Source organism: Paenibacillus hamazuiensis (genome assembly GCF_023276405.1).
In the GTDB taxonomy this organism is placed as follows: Bacteria; Bacillota; Bacilli; order Paenibacillales; family NBRC-103111; genus Paenibacillus_AF; species Paenibacillus_AF hamazuiensis.
Genome location: NZ_JALRMO010000001.1, coordinates 7483870 through 7505692, shown reverse-complemented (window position 1 = coordinate 7505692; position 21823 = coordinate 7483870). Strand labels below are relative to the sequence as shown.

Here is a 21823-nt window from a genome sequence, read left to right as displayed (position 1 = left end):
ACATGCTCACTCACACAAACGATCCCCGTGTGAAACGGACGCGTCAACTATTGATGCAAGCTTTTATGGAATTGCTTGAGAAGAAGAAGAATGTCTCTTCTATTACCGTACAAGATATTACGGCTTACGCGACCGTAAATCGCTCCACGTTTTATGCGCATTTTGAAGACAAATTCGCATTTCTTGAGAGCTGGATGAGGGAAAAATTCCGGGAGAAGCTGAAGAATGAGCTGCCGAATGCTGCTTTATCCGATATAGGAAGCCTGCGAACGCTTATTTTAATCGTTTTCGATTTTCTTTTCTGTACTCGTCCGTATATGACTTTAGCTGATCGTCAGTATGAACCGTTATTTCAGGTCGCGATGCAAAAGGAACTAAATGACCTATTATTTACCTGGTTAAGTGAACAATCGGAACCATCCGTTTCACGAGAAACGGTGGAGACTGCCGCACTGATTGCAAGCTGGGGCATTTTTGGATCAGCCGTCGAGTGGAGCAGACATCCGCAACATAGATCGGCGGAAGACATGGCGCGAGAAGTTTTGGTGGTCGTTGCCGCTGGTTTAGCACCCGTAATAGAGTCATAATGTAATGTTGCGAACAGGCAGCGCGATCAAATAGAGGGAAAGGAGATCGAGTCGGTAGATCTTAACTCAACTTTCGCAGATCCAATCTCCAAATAAACCCTTGATATAGCTGGGTAAACCCGAGATCCAGTCCTCTGGTTGAAAACAGCTATTTTGTTCTTCTTGGTTTTGGCTTGGGGCATTTCGATAAATAAACTCATGAGTTGTTGAAGTGCGGTCTGGAAGTCCGGATCGCGAACTCCATCGTCTTTCATTCATCCTTTGTTTCGGCTTTGGTGGTTGAGACGATTGGAAATTCGCTCGATTTGCTATCACCTCGTCCTGGCATTCCATATAAAATATTCCATGCTAATCGCCAAATGCTATAATTAGGCTGGATTAGCAAGGAGGTATGGGCAATGACAAGTGTTCTTGTCGTAGAAGATGACGCGAATATGTTGGAAATGATTTTATTCGTTTTAAGCCGCGAAGGGTATCGGGTTCGGGGAGCGGTCAACGGCCAAGAGGCGCTTGCGGAAATGGAAAGCTCGCCCGCGGATTTGGTTTTGCTGGATGTCATGATGCCCGTGATGGACGGGTGGGATTTGTGCCGCGAACTGCGGCTTTTGAACGCCGAATTGCCGATTATCATGATCACTGCCAAGCACGAGACGAGTCAGAAGGTGAAAGGATTCGGCTTAGGCGCCGACGATTACCTGGTTAAGCCTTTCGATCCGCAAGAGCTGGTGGTCCGAATCAAAGCGGTGCTGCGCCGGTACCGGATTGCGGCTGACAAGAGAGTGATCTTGGGCAGCATCAAACTGGATCGGCTGCGGGGGACCGTTTCGATCGGCAGCGAGAACTGGAATTTGCCGCCCAAAGAATTCGAGCTGTTATATCAGCTTGCCAGCTATCCCGGCCAAATCTTTTTGCGGGAGCAGCTCATCGAAGCGGTATGGGGATTCGACCACGAAGGAGACGAGCGGACGGTCGACGTTCATATCAAACGGCTGCGGGAGCGGTTCGCCGCTTATACCCATCTTTTTCGCATCGTAACGGTTCGCGGTCTCGGATACCGATTGGAGACGGAAAGCCATGATTAAGAGCTTGAATGTAAAAATTTTACTGATCTTCGTCGTGGCGTTAACGACCGGTTTCGGAATTTCCGTTCCGATTACCGTATATTTGTTCGAAAACCCAATTACGGAATCCACCCGGAACGAGTATGCCATGCGAAGCGAGATGCTCGCGGATGTTTATTCCCGATTGGCGCTGGCCGAGCGCGGCCCCTATCTGAAACAGTTGGCCGAAAAGCAGAAAATATCCCTATGGATATACGATCGGAACGGCGTGCGCTACGCATATGGCCAGGCAAGCAAGCCTACCCTTACCGACGAGGAGATTCGTCTTGTCCGGGACGGCACCGAAATCGTGAGACGCACATCCGTCCTGCCCTTGCCGACGAGCCTGAACATGGGTTTTCCTTTACGAACGGCGGATGAGCAGCTGGCCGTCGTCATCCATCCGGAAAGCTCCGATGTCGATCTTATACTCACCCTTATGGGCGCTTTCATTTTGATTGCGCTTACGATCGGTAGCTTCAAGTTCGTTCTTTTTACGAGAATCGTGGTGAAGCCCTTAAGAGCGTTGACGGCCGCAACCCGAAAAGTGGCCAAAGGAGACTACAACATCGTTCTTCAGACGAAGAGCAAGGATGAATTGGGCGTCTTATCGGAGCAATTTCAGCAAATGGCCCACGAGATCAGCCAGGTTGAAAGGATGCGGCAGGAGTTCGTTTCCAATGTGTCCCACGAAATACAAACGCCACTGGCCTCCATTTCGGGTTTCGTCTCCATCCTGCAGACAGACGGTCTCGATGAAGCCGAGCAGCTGCGCTGTCTGAACATTATCCGGCAGGAAAGCATGCGGCTGTCCCGACTCAGCGAGAACATGCTGAGGCTGGCCACGATCGATTCGAGCCATTATCCCTTCCATCCGTCGCTCGTTCGGCTTGACCGGCAGCTGCGCCGCGTTGTCGTTTCCGCAGAACCGCAATGGGCGGCCAAACGTTTGAATATTCGCCTCGAGCTTCCCAAAACGGCGATTTATGCGGACGAAGACCTGCTGAGCCAGGTATGGCTGAACATTTTCGGCAACAGCATCAAATTCACGCCCGAAGGCGGCGAAATCTCCATTGAGCTTCAGCCCGGAAACGGCGAAATCAGAGTCATCTTCCGAGATACGGGAATCGGCATATCCGAAGAAGACCGCAGGCGCGTCTTCGAACGCTTTTATATGGCCGATAAATCGCGCAACCGCGAAGCGGGGGGTAGCGGGCTTGGACTCGCGATCGTTAAGCGCGTCGTCGAATTGCACAACGGCTCGGTCGAGATCGACAGTGCCGTAGGAAAAGGAACGGCGGTAACCGTGTTTTTGCCGGCCGTGTAACCCAGTCGAACAATTGAAAACCGGCACGAACGAAAAGGTGGACGATCCGTCCGCCTTTTTTTTATTGACAGAAAGTTTAAGTTCATTTGCGCGCTAAAGCGCATATGAGAATTTTCTGCACGCAAGAAAAGCTTCCTCTAAATCACGAATGTATCTTCGTCGAGAAGGCTTCGATCAAAATCCTTTCTTACATTTAATTCCAATCAGTTCATATTACGTTCATGTAGCGCCAGTAAGATCAATTTCAAAGGAAATGGATTAGGGAGGTTTATTGTGATGGAACAAAGCATTCGAAGCAAACTCATCGAATATTTGATGCTCATGAGCGGCAGAAAACAGTATTTTTCAGACCATGCGAAGTTTTCCAAATTCCTTGAACAAAAGCGAATCGAGAATGCACAGCCATATCGCTTGCCTGAAAAACTCAAGCAGAAACTGGATATTGTGAAGGATCCATCATACGGCAAAGATTGTTATGTTTTACGGGGAAACAAAAAGGATCATGAACAATTTATTATCTATTTGCTTGGCGGAGGTCATATCAATCGGCCGATTCCCATTAACTGGAAATTTGTACGAAACATAGCCGATATGACGAATTGTCATGTCATCGTTCCTGTCTATCCTAAAGCTCCTCATCACCAGTATCATGAATCCTATGACCAAGTACTCCCCATCTATGAAAAGCTGCTAAAGAAAACCACACCGCAAAATATCTTCTTAATGGGAGAGTCGGCAGGCGGTGGCTTTGCGTTGGGGCTAGCTCAATTGCTTAAAGAAAGAGAGCTGCCGCAACCAAGGCGGATTATTCTCATCTCTCCATGGTTAGACATCACGTTGTCGAATCCGGATATTCCGATATTCGAGAAGCATGATGCCCTCCTGGGATCCTATGGACTCGCATTTATCGGAAAACTGTATGCCGGCGACGCGGACCCGAATCACCATCTGTTGAGCCCTATAAACGGTGACATACAAGGGTTAGGCGATATTTCCGTATTCATTGGAACGCATGATCTTATGGCAGCTGACGCGCGGAAATTTAAAGACCGAGCCCAGAAGAAAGGTGTAAAGATCAACTACTATGAGTATCCCAAAATGATTCATCTCTTCACCTTATTCCCAACTCCGGAAGCGAGAAAAGCAATCGGACAAATCGTTGAATTGATCCACGAGAAGGTATAGGTACTTGATTTGGCTGTTGGCTCATATGGCATCAACGTTATTACTGGCTATTTTTTCGGGTATGGCGCATATGAAGAGTTGTTTCAGCGTTTGAAATCGGCAGTGCGACCGTCAATCTGCCGGAGTGAGCGAATTACGATTTGCGATTGGAGGAGCGAACTTTGAAATACAAGTTTGTCGTGATGTTTTTGATTGTCCTTTGCGGCGCGATTTCGATCGCGGTGTTCAATCCGATCATTGGGCCTCTTTCCCGCAATTTGGGACTGAGTGAGTTTCAATCGGGATGTTTGGTATCCGTGACGGGGCTTTTCTGGCTGCTTGGCGGGTACTTCTGGGAAAAAATAACCTTTCTGAGCAGTAAGCGGATGTTGGCTTCCGTCATGTTCATGTATTTTGCGACAGTGGTCGCGTTCGCCCTGCTTGCCGATTACGCGGGGACCCTAACCCACGGTTCTCCAGGCTTTTTTTGGATTTTCTTGCTGCTGCGCGCGGTTTCGGGATTTTTCTTCGGAGGCATTCCGGCCAAAGCGCAAGCCTATGTGATGAGCTGGACGACGCAGGAGACGCGAACGCGGGGAATGGCCTTATTTGGCACGGCCAACGGACTTGGCTTCGTCTTGGGCCCCGCCATGAGCGGCGTCATGGCCGCGATCGGACTTACCGCGCCGATGTATGCCGCTGCCGCCTTGCTTTTCGTCATGATTATCTTTTTGTGGATATCGATTCCGAATGAAGCGGGACAACAGAAAGAACGGTCGGTCTCTTCGCTTTCGCCGCTCGATCCGCGAATCCGTTTCTACTTAGGGGTCGGTCTTCTCCTGGCGGTCACGTTAAACATTCTTCAGGTGACCATCGGTTTTTACGTACAGGATTCGTTGGGGTTTGATGCTCAGGCAGCGGCACAACTGATCGGATACGGACTGGCTGCTGCAGGCGTCATGGTGGTGGCCTCGCAAATCGTCGCCAGCAAATATCTGAAGCGGCGCCCCGGGTGGATGCTGCGTCTCGGATTGTTGATCGTCGCCTTGGGGCTGTTCGGACTGCTGGCATTCATCCGCATGGCCTATGTGGAATTTATCGTTCTGGGAATCGGCTTCGGGTTTGCTTTGCTTGGATACAGCGCGAGTGCTTCCGTTGCAGTACGGGATTATGAACAACGGAGCATTGCTTCTTATGTCACGGCTTTGCAGGGAAGCGGCGCTTTCTTGGGGCCGGTTGCCGGGACTGCGCTTTACACGGCGCATATGGCGGCTCCGTATTCGGTTTGTGCGCTTCTCATCGGTTTTTCTTTTCTTTTGGCGTTCGCCAAGAGAAATGCGGCCATTCCGTCTCCGAGTACGATTGGAGGTGGGGTAGAATGACACGGCGGAAAAAAGGGATCGCACGACTCCTCGAACTCGCCGGGGAGAAACGTAAACTGTTGATCGGCTCCGGACTGTTCTCTGCGCTTAGCGCCGTTTGCATGCTGGTGCCTTACGTCTCCGTCTATTTCATTTTGAAGGAGCTGTTGGAACATGCGGCGTCCACGGCTTCGGCAGACGGAGCGAAGATGATCCGCTTAGGCGTTATCGCTCTGGTCGGCTTCGCAGCCGGCTTGCTCACGATGTACGCGGGGGGACTGATTGCTCATATCGCCGCTTTCCGTATTCTATACGGTCTCCGAATCAAGCTTGCCGGCCATATCGGCAAGCTACCGCTCGGATGGTTGAACGGCCGTTCGACGGGAGCCGTCAAGAAAACGCTGGAAGATAACGTCGATAAAGTGGAAACGTTTATTGCTCACCAACTGCCCGATCTCGTGCATGTGGCGGTGACCGCGATGCTGATGGTCGCCGTCATGTTCTCGGTTCATGTTTGGCTGGCGATGGCGTGCCTCGTGCCGATGGTCATCGGCGTTGCGGTTATGGTCTCGTTATTGGTCCGGTCCAAGACGAAGGAAACCCTCAAGATGGCCTACGATGCGCTGGAACGGATGAATGCTTCCGCCGTTCAGTATGTACGGGGGATGCCGGCCGTCAAGGTGTTCGGGCAAACCGTGCAGTCATTCCGGCAGCTTTACCTGGACATGGTTCGCTACCGCGATCACGGCGTGAAATTGACGGAGCTGTTTCTATACGGCCATTTGACCTTCAAGGTGATCCTGAGCTCGTTAGCTGCGTTTATTTTGCCAGTCGGCGTATTCTTGCTGAATCGCGATCCGGGCAGCGTCACCGTCGCCTCCGCTTTGCTGTTTTTCCTGGTCATGGCACCGGGAATATCCGCATCGATGTTTAAAATCTTGTACTTGGCGGAATCCATCCGGTTTATTAACGAGGGCGTGGAGCGATTCGATCGCATATTGGAGGAGCCGGCATTGCCGGAGCCTGAGCATCCAAGGCAGCCGACGTTATTCGATGTTTCGTTCGATCATGTCTTTTTTTCGTACGGGACGGAGCCTGGAGATACCGATGCGCTTACGGACGTTTCCTTTACGGCCCATCAGGGGGAAGTGACGGCGCTCGTCGGACCGTCGGGAGCGGGCAAATCGACTGTCGCCCATCTGGTGCCTCGTTTTTGGAATGTGAACATGGGAGCAATCCGCATCGGCGGAGTGGATATCCGCGAAATGGCGACCGCTGATCTGATGGATACCGTCGCCTTCGTGTTTCAGGAATCGTTTTTGTTTTACGATACCGTGTACAACAATATCGCGGTCGGGCGGCCGGACGCGCCACCAGAAGACGTGTACGCCGCGGCTAAGGCGGCGCAGTGTCATGCGTTCATCGAGAACCTTCCGTTTGGATATGATACGCTGATCGGAGAAGGAGGCGTCTATTTGTCCGGCGGGGAGGAGCAGCGGATCAACGTGGCCAGAGCGATCCTGAAAAACGCCCCTATCCTTGTGCTCGATGAGGCGACAGCTTTTGCCGATCCGGAGAATGAATATGAAATGCAGCTGGCGCTCAAAGCGTTGATGAAAAACAAGACGGTTCTCGTCATCGCGCATCGCCTGTCGACCATACGGGATGCGGATCAAATTCTCGTGATGGAAAACGGGAGAATCGTCGAGCGGGGATGGCATGAAGCGCTCCTCTCGGCCAACGGCTTGTACAGACGGATGTGGCATTCCTATCAACATGCAACGCAGTGGCATATGGGCAAAGGGGAGGTGGACGCCGATGATGAGCATGCTGCGCAACATGACGGTGGATAATCCGCGCTCGTTGATCAAACCGGTATGCTTCACGACCGCTGCCTATTTGGCGGGCATGATCCCTTATGCGCTGCTGGTCGAAGCGGCGAGATTGATCTTTACCCCGTTTGTCCATCCCGAACTTCCGCTCGATACGGCACGGCTCGGGTGGGTATGCGGCGGGCTCGCCGCATCGCTGGTTCTCCTGTTCTTCAGCGAAATTCCCGCCTATCGTGCCCAATACCGCGACGCCTACGGCGCGGCGGTGGACGGACGGTCCCGGCTGGCGGAGCACCTGCGCAAGCTGCCGCTGGGATACCTGAACAAGCGTGATCCGGGCGAGCTTGCCAACATGATGACGGGCGACTTCTCCATGATGGAGCATGGCATCTCCCATGTGGTTCCACAGATGATCGGGGGCGCCGTCATGCCGGTTCTGTCCTTGATCGGCCTGTCTTTCTTCGATTGGCGCCTGGCGCTTTCCCTGTTCGCGGCGCTGCCGGCGGCCGCCCTGCTGATGATCTTGACATCCGGCATCCAGCGCAAGCTCGGCTCGCAGCATATGCGAGCCAAGCTCCATGCCGGAAGCCGGCTGCAGGAATACTTGAACGGAATCCGGGTGATTAAAGCTTATAACATGACCGGAGAACGTTTTGTCCGGCTGGAGCAGTCCTTCCGGGAATGGATGCGGCAGAGCATCCGCTTTGAAGGGATGCTCGGGCCGATTATACTGAGCGCGATAGGTTGTATTCGTGCCGGTTTGACCCTGATGGTCATGGCAGGCGTTCATCTGCTGCTCGGCGGGAGCCTGGACGTCGTCACCTTCGCGGCGTTCCTGATCATCGGAACCCGAATCTTCGATCCGCTGACGGCGGCGCTTGCCGGTTATGCGGAGTTTCGCTATATCGAGCAGGCGGGCAAACGGATGGTGCAGCTGCTGCAAGAGCCGGTCATGCAAGGAGAGCAAAGGCCTCCGGCAGATCTGGATATCGAGCTCAAGCAGGTTACGTTCGGCTATCGGGATCAACCGGTCTTGCGGAACGTGAGCGTAAGCATGCCGGCAGGTTCCTTCACCGCATTGGTCGGCCCGTCGGGAAGCGGCAAAAGCACCATTCTGCGGCTCATCGCCCGTTTTTACGATCCGGAAAAAGGAATGGTGACGATGGGCGGGGAGGATATCCGCGCCATGGACCCGGAAGCGTTGCTGCACAAAGTGTCGATGGTATTTCAGGACGTGTATCTCTTTCAGGATACAATTGCAGGCAACATCCGGTTTGGACGAAGCGACGCAACGCGCGAGGAAATCGAGGAAGCGGCGCGGCTTGCTTGTTGTCACGATTTTATCATGAAGCTGCCGAACGGTTACGACACAGTGGTCGGTGAAGGCGGAAGCACCCTGTCGGGCGGCGAAAAGCAGCGGATCTCCATTGCCAGGGCGATGCTGAAAAATGCGCCGATCCTTCTCCTCGATGAAGCGACGGCTTCTCTCGATCCCGAGAACGAAGTGGAGATTCAGAAAGCGATCGATCGACTTGTTCAAGGCCGTACCGTCATCGTCGTCGCTCACCGTCTCAAGACCGTGCAGCATGCCGACCGGATTGTTGTGCTGGATCATGGGCGGATCGTGGAACAAGGCCGCCATGACGAATTGCTTGCGTCGAACGGCTTGTATGCCCGGCTATGGAGACAGCAGCATGATGCAGGCGAGCGGCGGATGACTTTGTGAAAAAAGATAGATCAATTTCACGTCTTTTAGTTGTCTTTGCTCCCTGCCTTTTCCCGCAGGTAAATGGATGACAATACCAGGGGGAACTTTCCTAATATCCTATCTTCCTATTTACTAGCTCAACAGATGTGGAGTGTTGTTCACTATTAAGTGAGGAAAGACATTAAATCGGAGCTGTATTGGCGAAAATAGTGAAGAGGGGCTGGGTGCCCCTTTTCTTTTTTGTTGCCCGCCTCAACTATTAGCCTTTCCTGGCCAACAATGGGCAACAATCCAATGCATCGTATGCGGGAAGCGACCCTCTGCCGCGGCATCTGTTATTTTCACTTTATGCAGCGTAGAATCTAGATTTTAGTAGGTACGCTACCTGCTTTCGCTTAATTTACAGTTTCTTATCACGAATTTATACGGCAAGAATCTCTCGCTATCTTTCCATCATCTGTTGACTTAATCTTCTAACTGGTCCAATTTGCTTTTCAAACATTAAATCCCAGATATCCAAACACTCTTGTGCTATGAACTTTAACTCTGGCCTCGTATCTCCAGAAGTCTCATCGTATAATCCAATCACCAGTTTAGAAATTTCATCTTGTATTCCCCAAACACCTTCATATTTCTTAGTATCATTCTGGATTAAATGCCGACTCATAGATAATATTATATCTTTATATTCAATTACCGACTTGGATTCCTTTTCCAGATAGTGCACAAATGCATGCAACGTTCTACGACTCAAATCCGAACCCATTATTTCTATCAAAAAATCCTTATCTCTTTCCAAATTAATTAGATCATCATAAAATAATCTTGAAATTGGCATTTCTAAATCTAGTGTGCTTGTTTTAAATTTGCGTATAATATTTTTAACTAATGTATTATATTCTTCCTTATTAAAATATAACATGACCATATATAGAATCTCTTCAGCTTGTAATTGGCTCATAGTATCAACATTTGTCATTTCATCTACAAATTCGTTTTTCAGAATAAACATTTCTGATAAGCAGTGTGCCCCCCTTTTGATTAGTTCCTTATCTTCAGAATCGTAGCATTGTTTAATAATTTTTAGTACGCGTTGACGATATTGAGGGTACAATAAAAAAAACATATTTTTTGAATCACGAAATCCTGCTAATCGATAATCCTGTTCATATAGATAAAGAATCCTTTCAGATGCCCAATCTCGATCAATATTATATGAAGGCCATAACGCAAATAAGCTTGCTAGTTTTACTGCTGGATTTTCATCTAATGCTAACTTTTCAATTGTATTTTTAAACTGTCCAAAAAGAGCGCTGTCTTTCCATAATAATTGAGCTATTGCTTGGGAAGCTCTGCCTCTTACACAACTTAAGGCATTGCTTTGTAACATATCAAAGCTACGCATTTCTTTATCTTCATTACTGGTCACATTTGGCTTTCCAATTTCCGGATTTTTGTGGTTAATCGCAATGGCCTTAAGAATATCCAATATCTCCTGTGACCATCCCGCCTCCCCGCTATCTTCAATAATCGTACAAATGGAACTTGCCCTATATGAAGTAAAATCAAATGAAAATTTCAAAATCATTGCTTCCAATAGTTTTAATGGCACATTCTTCAAATTTTTACTATACGCCACTCCACTAAATAACGAATCAATATATATCCAATATCGTATCATTACACGAAAGCATCAACTTTATCATTCTTTCTGGCTCTTCGGAAACGGCAATACTAAAAGTGCTTGAAAAAGATTCAATCGAACTTTCTACAAATCCTCCGGGTACTTCTTTCCAGCGGGAAGCATCTTTTTTTCTAAGTTTGTTATTAGTCAATATATCTATCCATTTATTATTACTGAGCTTTTTCCCTGCAACAGGGGAACTTACAAATCCACCATGTCCGTTTGAATACTTATATAAATTAGGTTCGTTGGAGAATTTACGCCTTAACACACGCACCAAATCTTTGGCCTTTTCACTAAGGCGATTATATGGCAACACTTCTAGAATTTCTTTTTGTAGCTCTCCCCAAAAACTCCAATAAACTATGTGTCCATTATTTTCTCTGTTAAATTCAATTCTATGTTGATATCGTTCTTTAGCTCGTGGACATACGTAACCAATAACCGTTTTTTCTAGTACATCAAAAATAGCTGGGCCACAATGTTCGGAATGTCTAGCTAACACTTGTTTGGCAAGTAACAATTCATCGCCATTACCACTTGTTTTTTCAAATATGGTATTGTTTAAATCACTACATAAATATTCAACAATAGCATCACTAAATGAAGTTGGCAATTTACACATTGCATCTAGTATAATCTCGTTATACAAATCATTGCCTGTCCCCATATATTCTCTATATCGTTCCCAAAACATTTCTGGATGTAAGGCAATTACGGCTGCATTCGCCTTTTTGATAATTTGAATGCATGTCCTTTCAAGACCTCTTTTGTGCACATATCTTCCAGACCAATCACCATAAGGCAACATTTCGTCTTTTTCAGTTGGAATGTACGGTAGTAATAAATTGATAACTTCAATACCATTTTTAATTAATATCTCTGAATCTTCTTGCAAAAATTCCTCTTCATATCTATAAATAGATCTAGAATGTTTGTTAAGCTTATTTTCCAATAAAAACGCAAACACTCGCATTGTTCTCATTTCACATTTTTTAAGCATTTCCTTAAAATCAAGATAGTTGTCAGCCATTTGAGGATACAGATGATAAAATTTCATTCGCAATTCAAACATCTCATCGGTATCTTGATTGATATCATGTAGAAAACACCGCGAAAAATTATTATCATCTTCTTGCGATTGAAGTGCATACTTTTCTATAAATGCAACATCTTTTATTTCAAACTTTGAAGATATACTGAAAATCAGATTAAATACGATAGCTTTCTTCTCCGTACTTTCAAACCATTTATCTAAAACGCCGCGGTCCCTGAGCAATTTAATATATTGTGGTTTAGAATATATAACATTATTGATTATATGAGAACCATAAGTCTCATCTTCACAACATTCAATTATGTAGTTCTGTATATTCTCGTCCAAATCTTCCAATTGATTTAATAATTCGAAAAAGACAAACTTCACACAATATCTAATCTGCTCAGATACCAGCATTTTTTGACCTACATTAAGAAAATCCACGCTATCAAACTCAATTAAATTCTGTAACAGCATCTGAACTTGGTATCTTCTTCCGGGCGTTTGCTTTTCCTTATCTCCAATAACTTCTAATATATTTCCGGTTTCATAATATTGTTTCAACATCATTTCGGCTATAAAGCAATCTAATATCGATTGATGAGCAAATGAGATTCTATTTCCTTGTATTACAAGGAAACCATTTGAAGATAAAAATTCTAGGCTCGATCTGTTGACACTTAATAAATTCAATGGAATAGATACTCGACCTAATTTATCAAAATAACTAATAATTATCTCCTTAGTTCGATTCAGATCTCCCTCGCTCAGTCCGAATTCAAAACATTTTCTTTCTAATTGTCTCCACCATTCTGAAACCAGATGATTTGCAGTCGAACATTCATTATATTCTTTATTGGCGTCTAAATGTTTCCAAATGTATAAATTACTTGGAATTCGCAATATTTCCTTCAATTTTCCAGTTAAGCCTTCATAACGGTTCCCAATAATAATTCTCACAGTCTCGTCATTCAATTCATTAACTTGAATCTTATTCCAATGTACAACCGTTCGTTTCTTATCAGTATTTTTAAACAAGGATTTAATATTATTATCATTTTCCAAATCATACGTTCTACATACAAAAACCACTGATATCTTATATTCCCTTTCCAGATTCACTCTCTCTACTTGATCTATAATTTGAGTACATACCAATAAAGCATCCCTTGAATGTGCTTGAGTCCAGCGTAGAGCATCTAATTGATCCAAAATAATTACAGCATTTTCAGCTTTAGACACACTGTGGATACAATGAACTATAGAAGAGGGCAGACCTAAATCTTCCCCCCATTTATGTGCTGTTCCACTCGGAATTCGCTTATCTAATTTGATCGCTATATATGGTATGGCACTTTCTCGACAATAGTTAATAATATCCTCTGTACAACCACTTTTCCCTCTTCCAGCTTTCCCGTGTATTATCAGGGACTCTCCTAAACTAATTACTTTTCTACATAAGGAAAATTCCTTTCTATCAATCAGTTCATTATTTACTGGAATAAACACGGATCTATATTCTCGATTCAACTCTTCCAATCTAGGAACAATACGCCTATCAGTAGCAAGATTTTTTAGTGTAATCTCTTTTTTACTAAGTAACTGATGCACGACGGATTGGGTAATATGTTTACCTAAGATATCTCCGTCTATAACCCAAGTAACCAATGTTTCATATATGTCTTCTTCATCGCCAAGCAACAGAAAATTTATTTTTGATAAGATTAATTCTTTCAATTCGCTATCTGGAATCTGACGATATGATATCTTCTTCAAAATAGAAATGCATTTTATTAGATCTGCATCTTCCTCGGGTTTTATATCCATTGATTTACAAAAATTTCTAAAAAAATCTTTAAGTTCCCTGCTAGCATTAAGTATTTGATTATGATAAAAATCTTGAGGAATGTTACTAGTATTCTTTGCTCTTGTAATTAGATCTTCTAATAGTGTAAAAGCTAACGGTGACACTAATGCAACTGTGTTTGACTCATCCCTCTCTAATTGAAACTTCCAATTTGTAAAGATTCTTCTTGCATTCGCTGCACCGTAATCCCAGTACTCCTTACTTGCATTTCTCCCTTTACATTGCTGAGCTTCCCTGAAACCATTCTTTTTACCAATCCAGATATCAACTCCCCGCTCGTCATCTCCAAGGGCTTCTAATATAATATAATCCAGTCTCTCGTCCAATACTTCGAGAATCTGATATATCGTCCATCTAATTTCAAATCTATTTCCACTTTTATCTGCTCTTCCCCCTAATTCATTTGGCATAACTTATCCTCCTCAAAAAAAGCTTAATTAGTTAAAAATTAATTCTCTTCTCCACGCTGTTTCGGTAGGGTCAACCCAATGCACAGCGTGAATTTTTAACAAATAAAGCACCATAATATCGATAATTTTACACGCTGCTTTTAGAATCCAATGTCTGTAGGGGCCGCCACAATATTTTATTTAAATTTTTCCATTTCCAATACACAATGCCCAAATCGAAGTCCTCAGCAACTTCTTTCAGTAACACATTTTTTTATATTTTATTTCATCAATTTTAAAATTGAATAAGACTTCAAACCTAATAATCAATTCGACAGTGATAAACCTATTCCTCCAATTTTTCATCTACACTGGCGAATAGCATGGGCTCTTATTGAGGAGGTGCTGAGTCCCGGCATGATATGCATTAATTGACTCAACAGCACCCGGGTTCGACAGTAACCCTCGAAAAGTAGGCACCCTTTTGGGTGCTGTGGACAACTGAAATCCAGATTTGACGCGGCTTTTCGGACTTTTCCACAGGCACTACGACGCGAAAAAATCCAAAAAACTGTAGGCACTAAATTTTTGTGGATAATTAGATATTTTTGTTGCATTTCTTGTAGTATATATTATATCCTGTAGATATGTATATACGAACAATCTCTCGTAAAAATAAAAACGGTTCGATCACCCGTTACGTACAGCTCGCCCATAATGAGCGAAATCCTGTGACCGGAACTCCACAAGCGAAAGTCCTGTACCATTTCGGCCGCGCTGACGAACTGGACATGGAGGGCTTGAAACGTCTTGCCGCCAGCATCCACCGTTTTATTGGCGAGCCGCAAGCGCCCTCTCCATCTTCAGCGCAACCCGCTTCGGTTACGCTCCTTAGCAGTCGTTCGCTGGGCGGCGTATGGCTGCTCGATCAACTTTGGAAGAAGCTTGGTATCGGCGAAGCGATTACACGACGACTTGCCGACCGGGAATACCGCATGCCGGTTGAACGCGCCATCTTTGCCATGGTGGCCAATCGGGCGCTGGCACCAAGCAGCAAGCTGGCGATTGAAGATTGGGTGGATCGTGAAGTGGTCATCCCGGACCTTCCGGCGTTTGACGTGCAGCATGGCTACCGGGCAATGGATTTTCTGCTCACGTCGGAAGAAAGCATCCAGCGTGAAGTGTTCCATACGGTAGCGGATTTGCTGAATCTGGAAGTCGATCTGCTGTTCTTCGACACGACCTCCACGTATTTTGAGACGGAAGAGGACGACGAAGACGATTTTCGCAAAACCGGTTATTCGAAAGACCATCGCCCCGACCTTCCGCAGGTGGTCATCGGTTTTGCTGTCACGCGTGAGGGCATCCCGATTCGTTGTTGGGTGTGGCCGGGCAATACGTCGGATATGAACGTTGTGCCGCAGGTGAAAAAGGATCTGATCGGGTGGAAACTCGGGCGTGTGATTACCGTCGTCGACCGCGGTTTCTCCTCCGAAGACAATCTGCGCGTACTGCAACAGAGCGGCGGCCACTACATTGCCGGGGAGAAGATGACGTCGGGCAAGCCGACCGTCGAAGCGGCACTCGCGCATCCGGGACGTTTCAAAACGATCCGAGACAACCTGGAGGTCAAGGAGATCGTCGTGGGGGATGGCGAAGCGCGCAAGCGATACGTGCTCGTTCGCAATCCGGAAGAAGCAAAGCGGGATGCCGCCCGGCGCGAAGCGCATCTGGAGCAGCTGCGCACGGAGCTTGCCCGGTTGAAGGAACTGGACGGCGAAGCGCATACCGGGGCACACTGCCGTCTACACAGCCATCCGACGTACAAACGGTATCTCAAGACCGACAAGCGCGGCAATCTGCGTATCGATCTGGCCGCCGTCAAAGCGATGGAGCATCTGGACGGCAAATACTTGCTGCGCACCTCTGACGACACCTTGTCCACGGAAGACGTGGCACTCGGGTACAAGCAATTGCTTCAGGTGGAAGCAGCGTTTCGGACACTCAAGCAATCGCTGGAACTGCGGCCGGTCTACCACCGGAAAGAAGAACGGATTCGCGCACATGTCCTGCTTTGCTGGCTGGCCTTGATGCTCATCCGGATTGCAGAAAACCAAACCGGTCAAACGTGGCGCGAGATTCGTTCGCTCATGCAGACGCTGCATCTGGTTGAGTACCGTTTGGATGGTGGAAAGCTGCGGCAACGGACGGAATTAACGGACGAACATCGGGCAATTGTTTCGGCCTTGCAAATCGCAGAACCCCAGCAAATATGGGATATTTCGCTCTCTTGACCCCCAAAAGATGTAGGCACCACACGTAGTTATCCACAACTGCCGCATCCCTTGTCCCGCTTGGGTTTGAGACGGATTGTGCATCTACCGACTGTCGAACCCGGGCTTCTGCTGCGGATCGACCCGCTCCAGCAGCTTCAAAATATGATTGACCTGATGCTCCGTCGATCGGGGATTGGTTACGCCGAAATTCATGCGCCAGTAGCTTTCCTGAAAATAACCCGGGAGTACGCGGGCCAGAGGCACCTTTTTAGTGAAAAAGATGACACCGCCGATACAAATCGTCCGATATCCTTCGGCCTGCAGGCCCGACACCAAATCCGGCGCATCGAAAAGCCACGTGTGCGGATGCGTTTTTAAACCTGTATGTTTGGAATGAAACAAGCGGACATGCTCCGCTTTATTCGTTGTCGCCGGCGTCGGCAGAAAGCCCCCGAAAAAAGCATGATGCGCCGCGTATGTAAAACTTCCGGGCGTATGCCGCTTCTCCCAGTGCCCTCCGCCGCACAGATTCGGGCAATTCGCTTCCTCCAGGACGGCCGCGTCGTATCGCAGAGTGTCCAGCGTAATCATAAGCAGATCATGGCTGCCGATGATTTGATTCATATCCGGCAAGTAAGTTCCCACCTTTTCTATAGCCGCTGAAGCTGTCTAACTTCCCACTCATAGGGATCCATACCTTGATGCATAACGTGATACAGCAGATCGCCGAACGGATTTATATCCAGCACATAAGGCTTGGCGTTCCCGCTGCCGATCAGAACGTCGACGCCGGCCACCCGGGAATCCGGGAAAGAGGCTGCAGCGGCGGCGGCGCTTTTTTTCACCGCATCCAGAACGGAGGGAGACAATTTCAAATCTTCCGGATTCATTCGCGTGCTTCCGAGATGCAGATTGGTGATTGGAGATCGGCTGACGCGGGCAACGGTATGACAGGCAGCACCGTCTACAACCAATTGCCGAATGTCAAACGTTCGCTCCCCGTACGAAGCTTTGGCGATCCACTGCTCTACATGCGCGCCATGTCCCAGCAGCCAATTGATCATAACGCGAATCTCGCGTCTATCCGTGTAGCGGAACAGCTTTTTGGCATTGTAAAAAATCGGAGGACGCGTTACAAAATGCTCGACCCCCAGACACGTTACGGCCGATTCCGCACCCGTTGCCGGATTGACCTGGTAAGCGACCACTCCGCATGCGCCGGAGCCCGATGCAAGCTTGACGAAGACACGGTGCATCCTCATTCGCAGCATCATCCCGCAAAGCGTCTCGTAATCGGGGAGTTCCGCCGGCGGCGCCAGCAAACGGGGAACGGGAACGCCTGCCGCCGTCAGCGTTTGGTGCGTGTGCCGCTTATCGAACATTCCGATAATATCGGCCGGGGCGTTCTGCCATTTTGCGCCGGGCCACAGCCCGGCCGCTTCGCTTTCCAGACGTGCGAGCAGACGGCCGAATCCCCGAAACCATTGCGAGGGATGATAAAGCCTGCCCCGCTGCTCGCGCAGATCGCTGCACATTTTTACGGTAAGCGGGTTCGGATCGCTTCGGAAAGCGAAGGGCAGAAGACGGTCGGCGGATGCATCCTGAGCAGCGTCCGGCGCCCCGAGCGCGAGGAGCGCCCGTTCCACGGCGAAATTCTCGCCCGGCGCATCGAGCCTCAGCTGCGACGGGGCGCAGGCATGGCTTGAGCTCTTTTCTAACCGGTTTGCCGCTTCAGTCAGCGATGTCCGTCCCTCCAGCAGCTCCAAATACGGAACAACGACCGCAGGCGAAAGCCCGAGCTTCGCCCGCGCCCGCTGCAAGCCGGCGGTACGCCGGTTATCGGGATTACCGATAAGGATCATACCATCCATCTTATTCCGTCAGGGCCGGAAACCGGTAATCGTCATCGTCGTCCGACTCCTGTTGGTCGCTGATATCGACATGGATACCGGACTTAGTACAGCGCTCCATCATTTCGTCAGACATATAGTGATAGCTTAAGTCAAGAAACTCCAGCTTCCTTATCTTGTCGCTGCCAAGCAGAGCTTCCGCTCCTTTATCCGATAACGTCCCCATCGACAAATCCAGGGTGTGAAGCTGATCGAGAATCGGCGCATGAGCCAGCGCAATGGCGATGTCGTCCTGAATTTCACTGTCCTTCAGTCCCAGATAAGTGAGCTTAGGAAATAAGCCGGGTTTTATTAAGGCAAGCACATCTTCAAGACCGGCGTCAAAACCGTAGTCTTCCACACCCAAATAAAGCTCGAGCTTCTTCAAATTCGGAAACGAGCCCCGGCCAATAGCGTCAATGACGTCTTTGCCCAGACCGCCGCAGATGATGACAAGCTCCTCCAGTTTATCGTGCACGGCAGGCTCGAGCGAAAGGCCCGAACTGCCTTTTATCGTTAAGGAAGTCAGCTGCGGATACGCTGTCAGCAGCGGCCCCATGTTGGACTGCATAATCCATGATACTTCGCATTCTTCAAAGCTCATATCCCCGATAAACAGCTTCCGAAGCTGGGGAAAACGATCCTTCAGCCGCACCAGAGCGGCCACCGTTTCGCTGGAGTCGTTCTCGTAGGAGCCTCCCCAGTCGCCGACGATCAAGCTCGTTAATGTGCGGCTTTCCTCGCTTTCGACAAGCTGCTCCAGCAAATTCGGCATCGTTTCGCCGGCTTCGTACCGGTCATAATCAATCGATAGCTTCACTTCCGACATTCCCATTCCTCCTCGTGCGCCGCAGTCTCTATTTTTCACTGGCTTATGACCGGGCATATGCATTCATTGTACCATAAAATGGAACATACCATGTTTTGAAAATCAGCTGTTTACATTCACGGAAGGTTGTGGTATCTTTTATTTCGACGGATATAGAAATACACAACAACGAAGATAAGGTGAGGAGCTATGGTAGAAGACAACGCAGAAGTGCGGCAAGCCGTCAAAGTATACAAGGCGCTCGGAGAGCCGACCCGGCTCAAGATCGCCATGCTGCTTACGGAAGAGCGGAATCTGTGCTGCACGGATATTATGGGCAAGCTGGAGTGCGTCGCCGGCTCGACGCTGTCCCATCATCTGAAGCAGCTGACGGAATGCGGACTGCTGGACCTCCGTAAGGACGGAACGTACATCTACTACAGTGTCAATCGCGAAATAGCGCAAAAATTTGCGCCTTATTTGCTGCAATAATTTTTTGTTGTTATTTCTATATTTTTAGAAATATAAAATCATTGGAGTGGAGAGAGGAGTTTTATCATGTCAACCACATGGAAAATTTACATGCTGGCCATCGTCAGTTTTCTGGTCGGGACGTCAGAGTTTATTATTGCAGGCATTTTGGATAAAATTGCGGGGGATATCGGGGTATCGGTATCCGCGGCGGGTCAGCTGATCACCGTCTTCTCGCTGGCTTACGCCTTCGGTACTCCCGTCCTGATGGCGATGACGGCCCGCCTCGAACGGAGAAAGCTGCTGCTTTATTCGCTGGGCTTGTTCGTAATCGGGAACGCCGTCTCCGTGCTGCTGCCGGGGTTTGAGTTTCTCGTCGGCTCGCGGATCATTTTGGCGCTCAGCACCGGCGTCTTCGTCGTGACCGCACTTACCGTCGCCTCCAAGATGGCCCCTCCGGAAAAGCAAGGCAGCGCCATCGCCACGCTGATTATGGGCTTCAGCACCTCCCTGATCGTCGGCGTGCCTATCGGCCGGGTTGTCGCAGCCGTCTACAATTGGAAAATGATTTTCGGAGGCATCGGCCTTCTGGCGCTTATCGCCATCTTCGCCGTCGCCTTCGTCATCCCGAAAACGGAAAGCGAAGCGCCGGTGCCGCTCCGCAAGCAGCTTGCGCTGCTGAAGGAACCGCGCATCGCCGTCGCGTTGGCGGTGACCTTCTTCTGGATCGGCGGTTATTCGATCGTCTACACCTATGTGTCGCCATTCCTTCTTACGGTAACGGGCATGAGCGAGCAGGTCGTGAGCGCCGGGCTTTTCGCCTTCGGCATCGCCAGCCTGATCGGCTCGAAGCTCGGGGGCTACGGCACGGACAAATGGGGCGTCCGCCGCACGCTGATCGGCGGCATGCTGCTTCATGCAGTTTCCCTGATCCTGATCTCGATCGCCGCCCATTCTCCGGCCGCGGTATTCCCGCTGCTCATGTTATGGTCGTTCTCGGCCTGGTCGTCCGGCCCAACGCAGCAGCTGAATTTGATCAACCAGGCTCCCGACGCCGCCGGCATCATGCTCAGCCTCAACACGTCGGTCGTCCAGGTCGCCATGGCCGCCGGCGCCGGCATCGGCGGAGTCGTCGTGCAGCAAGTATCGCTGCCGGCGATCAGCTGGATCGGAGCGGCCGCCGTCGTCATCGCCGCGTTAACCGCCGCAGCATCGTTCGGGTTTTCCCGCTCCCGTTCCGCGTCCCGCTCCGGCACCGGCATGCCGGTGAAAGAAAGCGGCCTGACCGAAGCCGGCGTCTGAACGAATTTTCCCGGGTGGAGTTAATCCTCCGCCATTTCCCGAGCTTAAACGAAGCCGCCTCACGTCAGAGGCGGCTTTCTGCTTTGCGCGCGGTATTCGCTTGGCGACATACCGGTCCATTTTTTGAACATCCGGGAGAAATAATACAGCTCCAGCCCCAGGTTTTCGGCGATTTCCGACACGGGCCGGTCCGTCGTCAGCAGAAGCTGGCGAGCCTTTTCCACCCGCTTCTTGTTGATGTAATGGATCGGCGAATCGCCGAGCATCGTTTTGAACACGTGCATGAAGTAGTTCGGGTGAAAATGCACGAGCTTCGACAGCGTCTCGACGCTGATCGGCTCGGCGAGATGACGGTCGATGTACTCCAAAATCGTATTGATCTTGGTGACGCCGGGCGGCGCCGCCGTTTGGTGCCCGAATCCGCCGAACTGGCGCGCCGATTCCTCAAGGAACATCGAGATGATGTCGTACAGCACCGCTTTGATGCGCAGCGGCGCCGTAAGCTCTGTGCTGCGCGCGAGCCGGATCAGCTCTTCGAACTGCGCTTCCAGCCGCCCGTGATCCGTCACCTCGATGTACGCCGGAACCGTCAGCAGCTGAAACAGATGAATGTCCCCCACCGTCACGGTAAAATGGCACCAATATTTGCGAAACGTATTTTCGCCCGTGACCGAATAAGACTGCTCCACGCCGGCCGGCAGCAAAAACAGCTGGCCCGGCTTCGGATAATAGTCCTTGCCGCGGATTTTCAGCCAGCCTTCCCCATCCCGTATATAATACAGCCGGTTAAATTCCGGCAAAAAATCAAGGTCCCGCCACTGCGGGCCGACCTTCGTATGGTCCGCGACCAGCAGCGACGCCTGCGCATTGGATAAATAGCTTCGCAGCAGCTCCGATTGGTTCGTTTCCATTCCGCTTTGTTGTCCTCCGCCGTTTGGCCCCCCGTTAGCGGGGATCGTGATCGTTTTCGCGTCGACATGTTTTTTTCCAGTATATCATGAATGCTCGCTCATCGGGAC

The 21823-nt window shown here is 49.2% G+C and carries 15 protein-coding genes and 2 pseudogenes; 10 read left to right on the top strand and 7 right to left on the bottom strand.

Annotation, left to right across the window (positions count from 1 at the left end):
• Nucleotides 1-2: 2 nt before the first annotated feature.
• Complete coding sequence (locus MYS68_RS33095; protein WP_248929846.1) at nucleotides 3-587, top strand: TetR/AcrR family transcriptional regulator; 585 nt, start codon at nucleotides 3-5, stop codon at nucleotides 585-587.
• A gap of 66 nt (nucleotides 588-653) precedes the next feature.
• On the opposite strand, the pseudogene MYS68_RS39210 reads toward MYS68_RS33095, so the two are convergent.
• Nucleotides 654-832, bottom strand: a pseudogene (locus MYS68_RS39210) (IS4 family transposase); the annotation flags it as partial.
• Between the two features lie 153 nt (nucleotides 833-985).
• Here MYS68_RS39210 and MYS68_RS33090 point away from each other — a divergent pair.
• From MYS68_RS33090 to MYS68_RS33065, 6 genes are all read left to right on the top strand, one after another.
• A complete protein-coding gene (locus MYS68_RS33090) occupies nucleotides 986-1669 on the top strand; it encodes a response regulator transcription factor (protein WP_248929845.1) in 684 nt (227 codons plus the stop codon).
• Nucleotides 1662-3014, top strand: coding sequence for a sensor histidine kinase (locus MYS68_RS33085; RefSeq protein WP_248929844.1), 1353 nt, complete (start codon nucleotides 1662-1664; stop codon nucleotides 3012-3014). Before MYS68_RS33090 ends, MYS68_RS33085 begins: the two co-directional genes overlap by 8 nt.
• A gap of 276 nt (nucleotides 3015-3290) precedes the next feature.
• Nucleotides 3291-4199 carry an alpha/beta hydrolase fold domain-containing protein gene (locus tag MYS68_RS33080; protein ID WP_248929843.1) on the top strand — a complete coding sequence of 303 codons (909 nt, stop codon included), beginning with the start codon at nucleotides 3291-3293 and terminating at the stop codon, nucleotides 4197-4199.
• Nucleotides 4200-4360: 161 nt separating this feature from the next.
• Complete coding sequence (locus MYS68_RS33075; protein WP_248929842.1) at nucleotides 4361-5560, top strand: MFS transporter; 1200 nt, start codon at nucleotides 4361-4363, stop codon at nucleotides 5558-5560.
• On the top strand, nucleotides 5557-7392 hold the full coding sequence (locus tag MYS68_RS33070; protein WP_248929841.1) for an ABC transporter ATP-binding protein: 1836 nt from the start codon (nucleotides 5557-5559) through the stop codon (nucleotides 7390-7392). The genes MYS68_RS33075 and MYS68_RS33070 overlap by 4 nt, the downstream gene beginning before the upstream one ends.
• Nucleotides 7361-9097 carry an ABC transporter ATP-binding protein gene (locus tag MYS68_RS33065; protein ID WP_248931089.1) on the top strand — a complete coding sequence of 579 codons (1737 nt, stop codon included), beginning with the start codon at nucleotides 7361-7363 and terminating at the stop codon, nucleotides 9095-9097. The genes MYS68_RS33070 and MYS68_RS33065 overlap by 32 nt, the downstream gene beginning before the upstream one ends.
• Before the next feature lie 424 nt (nucleotides 9098-9521).
• Here the strand turns inward: MYS68_RS33065 and MYS68_RS33060 are convergent, their stop codons facing one another.
• Together MYS68_RS33060 and MYS68_RS33055 are read right to left on the bottom strand one after the other, a co-directional pair.
• Nucleotides 9522-10661, bottom strand: a complete 1140-nt coding sequence (locus MYS68_RS33060) for a hypothetical protein (RefSeq protein WP_248929840.1) — start codon at nucleotides 10659-10661, stop codon at nucleotides 9522-9524.
• Between the two features lie 73 nt (nucleotides 10662-10734).
• Nucleotides 10735-14079, bottom strand: a complete 3345-nt coding sequence (locus MYS68_RS33055) for a hypothetical protein (RefSeq protein ID WP_248929839.1) — start codon at nucleotides 14077-14079, stop codon at nucleotides 10735-10737.
• Between the two features lie 626 nt (nucleotides 14080-14705).
• Between MYS68_RS33055 and MYS68_RS33050 the strand changes: the two genes are divergently transcribed.
• The gene (locus MYS68_RS33050; RefSeq protein WP_248924599.1) at nucleotides 14706-16352 is read left to right on the top strand and encodes an IS1634 family transposase; all 1647 of its coding nucleotides are present in this window, start codon (nucleotides 14706-14708) and stop codon (nucleotides 16350-16352) included.
• A 105-nt stretch (nucleotides 16353-16457) separates the two neighbouring features.
• Here MYS68_RS33050 and MYS68_RS33045 read toward each other — a convergent pair.
• The 3 genes and pseudogenes from MYS68_RS33045 to MYS68_RS33035 form a co-directional block, all read right to left on the bottom strand.
• Nucleotides 16458-16967 (bottom strand): annotated as a pseudogene (locus MYS68_RS33045) (STM4013/SEN3800 family hydrolase); the annotation flags it as partial.
• A gap of 17 nt (nucleotides 16968-16984) precedes the next feature.
• Nucleotides 16985-18196 carry an STM4014 family protein gene (locus MYS68_RS33040; protein ID WP_338043640.1) on the bottom strand — a complete coding sequence of 404 codons (1212 nt, stop codon included), beginning with the start codon at nucleotides 18194-18196 and terminating at the stop codon, nucleotides 16985-16987.
• A 10-nt stretch (nucleotides 18197-18206) separates the two neighbouring features.
• Complete coding sequence (locus MYS68_RS33035) at nucleotides 18207-19052, bottom strand: STM4015 family protein (protein WP_248929837.1); 846 nt, start codon at nucleotides 19050-19052, stop codon at nucleotides 18207-18209.
• Between the two features lie 189 nt (nucleotides 19053-19241).
• Here MYS68_RS33035 and MYS68_RS33030 point away from each other — a divergent pair, with 189 nt between their 5' ends.
• Together MYS68_RS33030 and MYS68_RS33025 are read left to right on the top strand one after the other, a co-directional pair.
• On the top strand, nucleotides 19242-19523 hold the full coding sequence (locus tag MYS68_RS33030) for an ArsR/SmtB family transcription factor (protein ID WP_248929836.1): 282 nt from the start codon (nucleotides 19242-19244) through the stop codon (nucleotides 19521-19523).
• Nucleotides 19524-19589: 66 nt separating this feature from the next.
• Entirely contained in the window at nucleotides 19590-20804 is a 1215-nt protein-coding gene (locus MYS68_RS33025; protein ID WP_248929835.1) for an MFS transporter, read from the top strand.
• 59 nt (nucleotides 20805-20863) lie between these two features.
• Here MYS68_RS33025 and MYS68_RS33020 read toward each other — a convergent pair whose 3' ends face one another.
• A complete protein-coding gene (locus tag MYS68_RS33020; protein ID WP_248929834.1) occupies nucleotides 20864-21715 on the bottom strand; it encodes an AraC family transcriptional regulator in 852 nt (283 codons plus the stop codon).
• Between the last annotated feature and the right edge of the window lie 108 nt (nucleotides 21716-21823).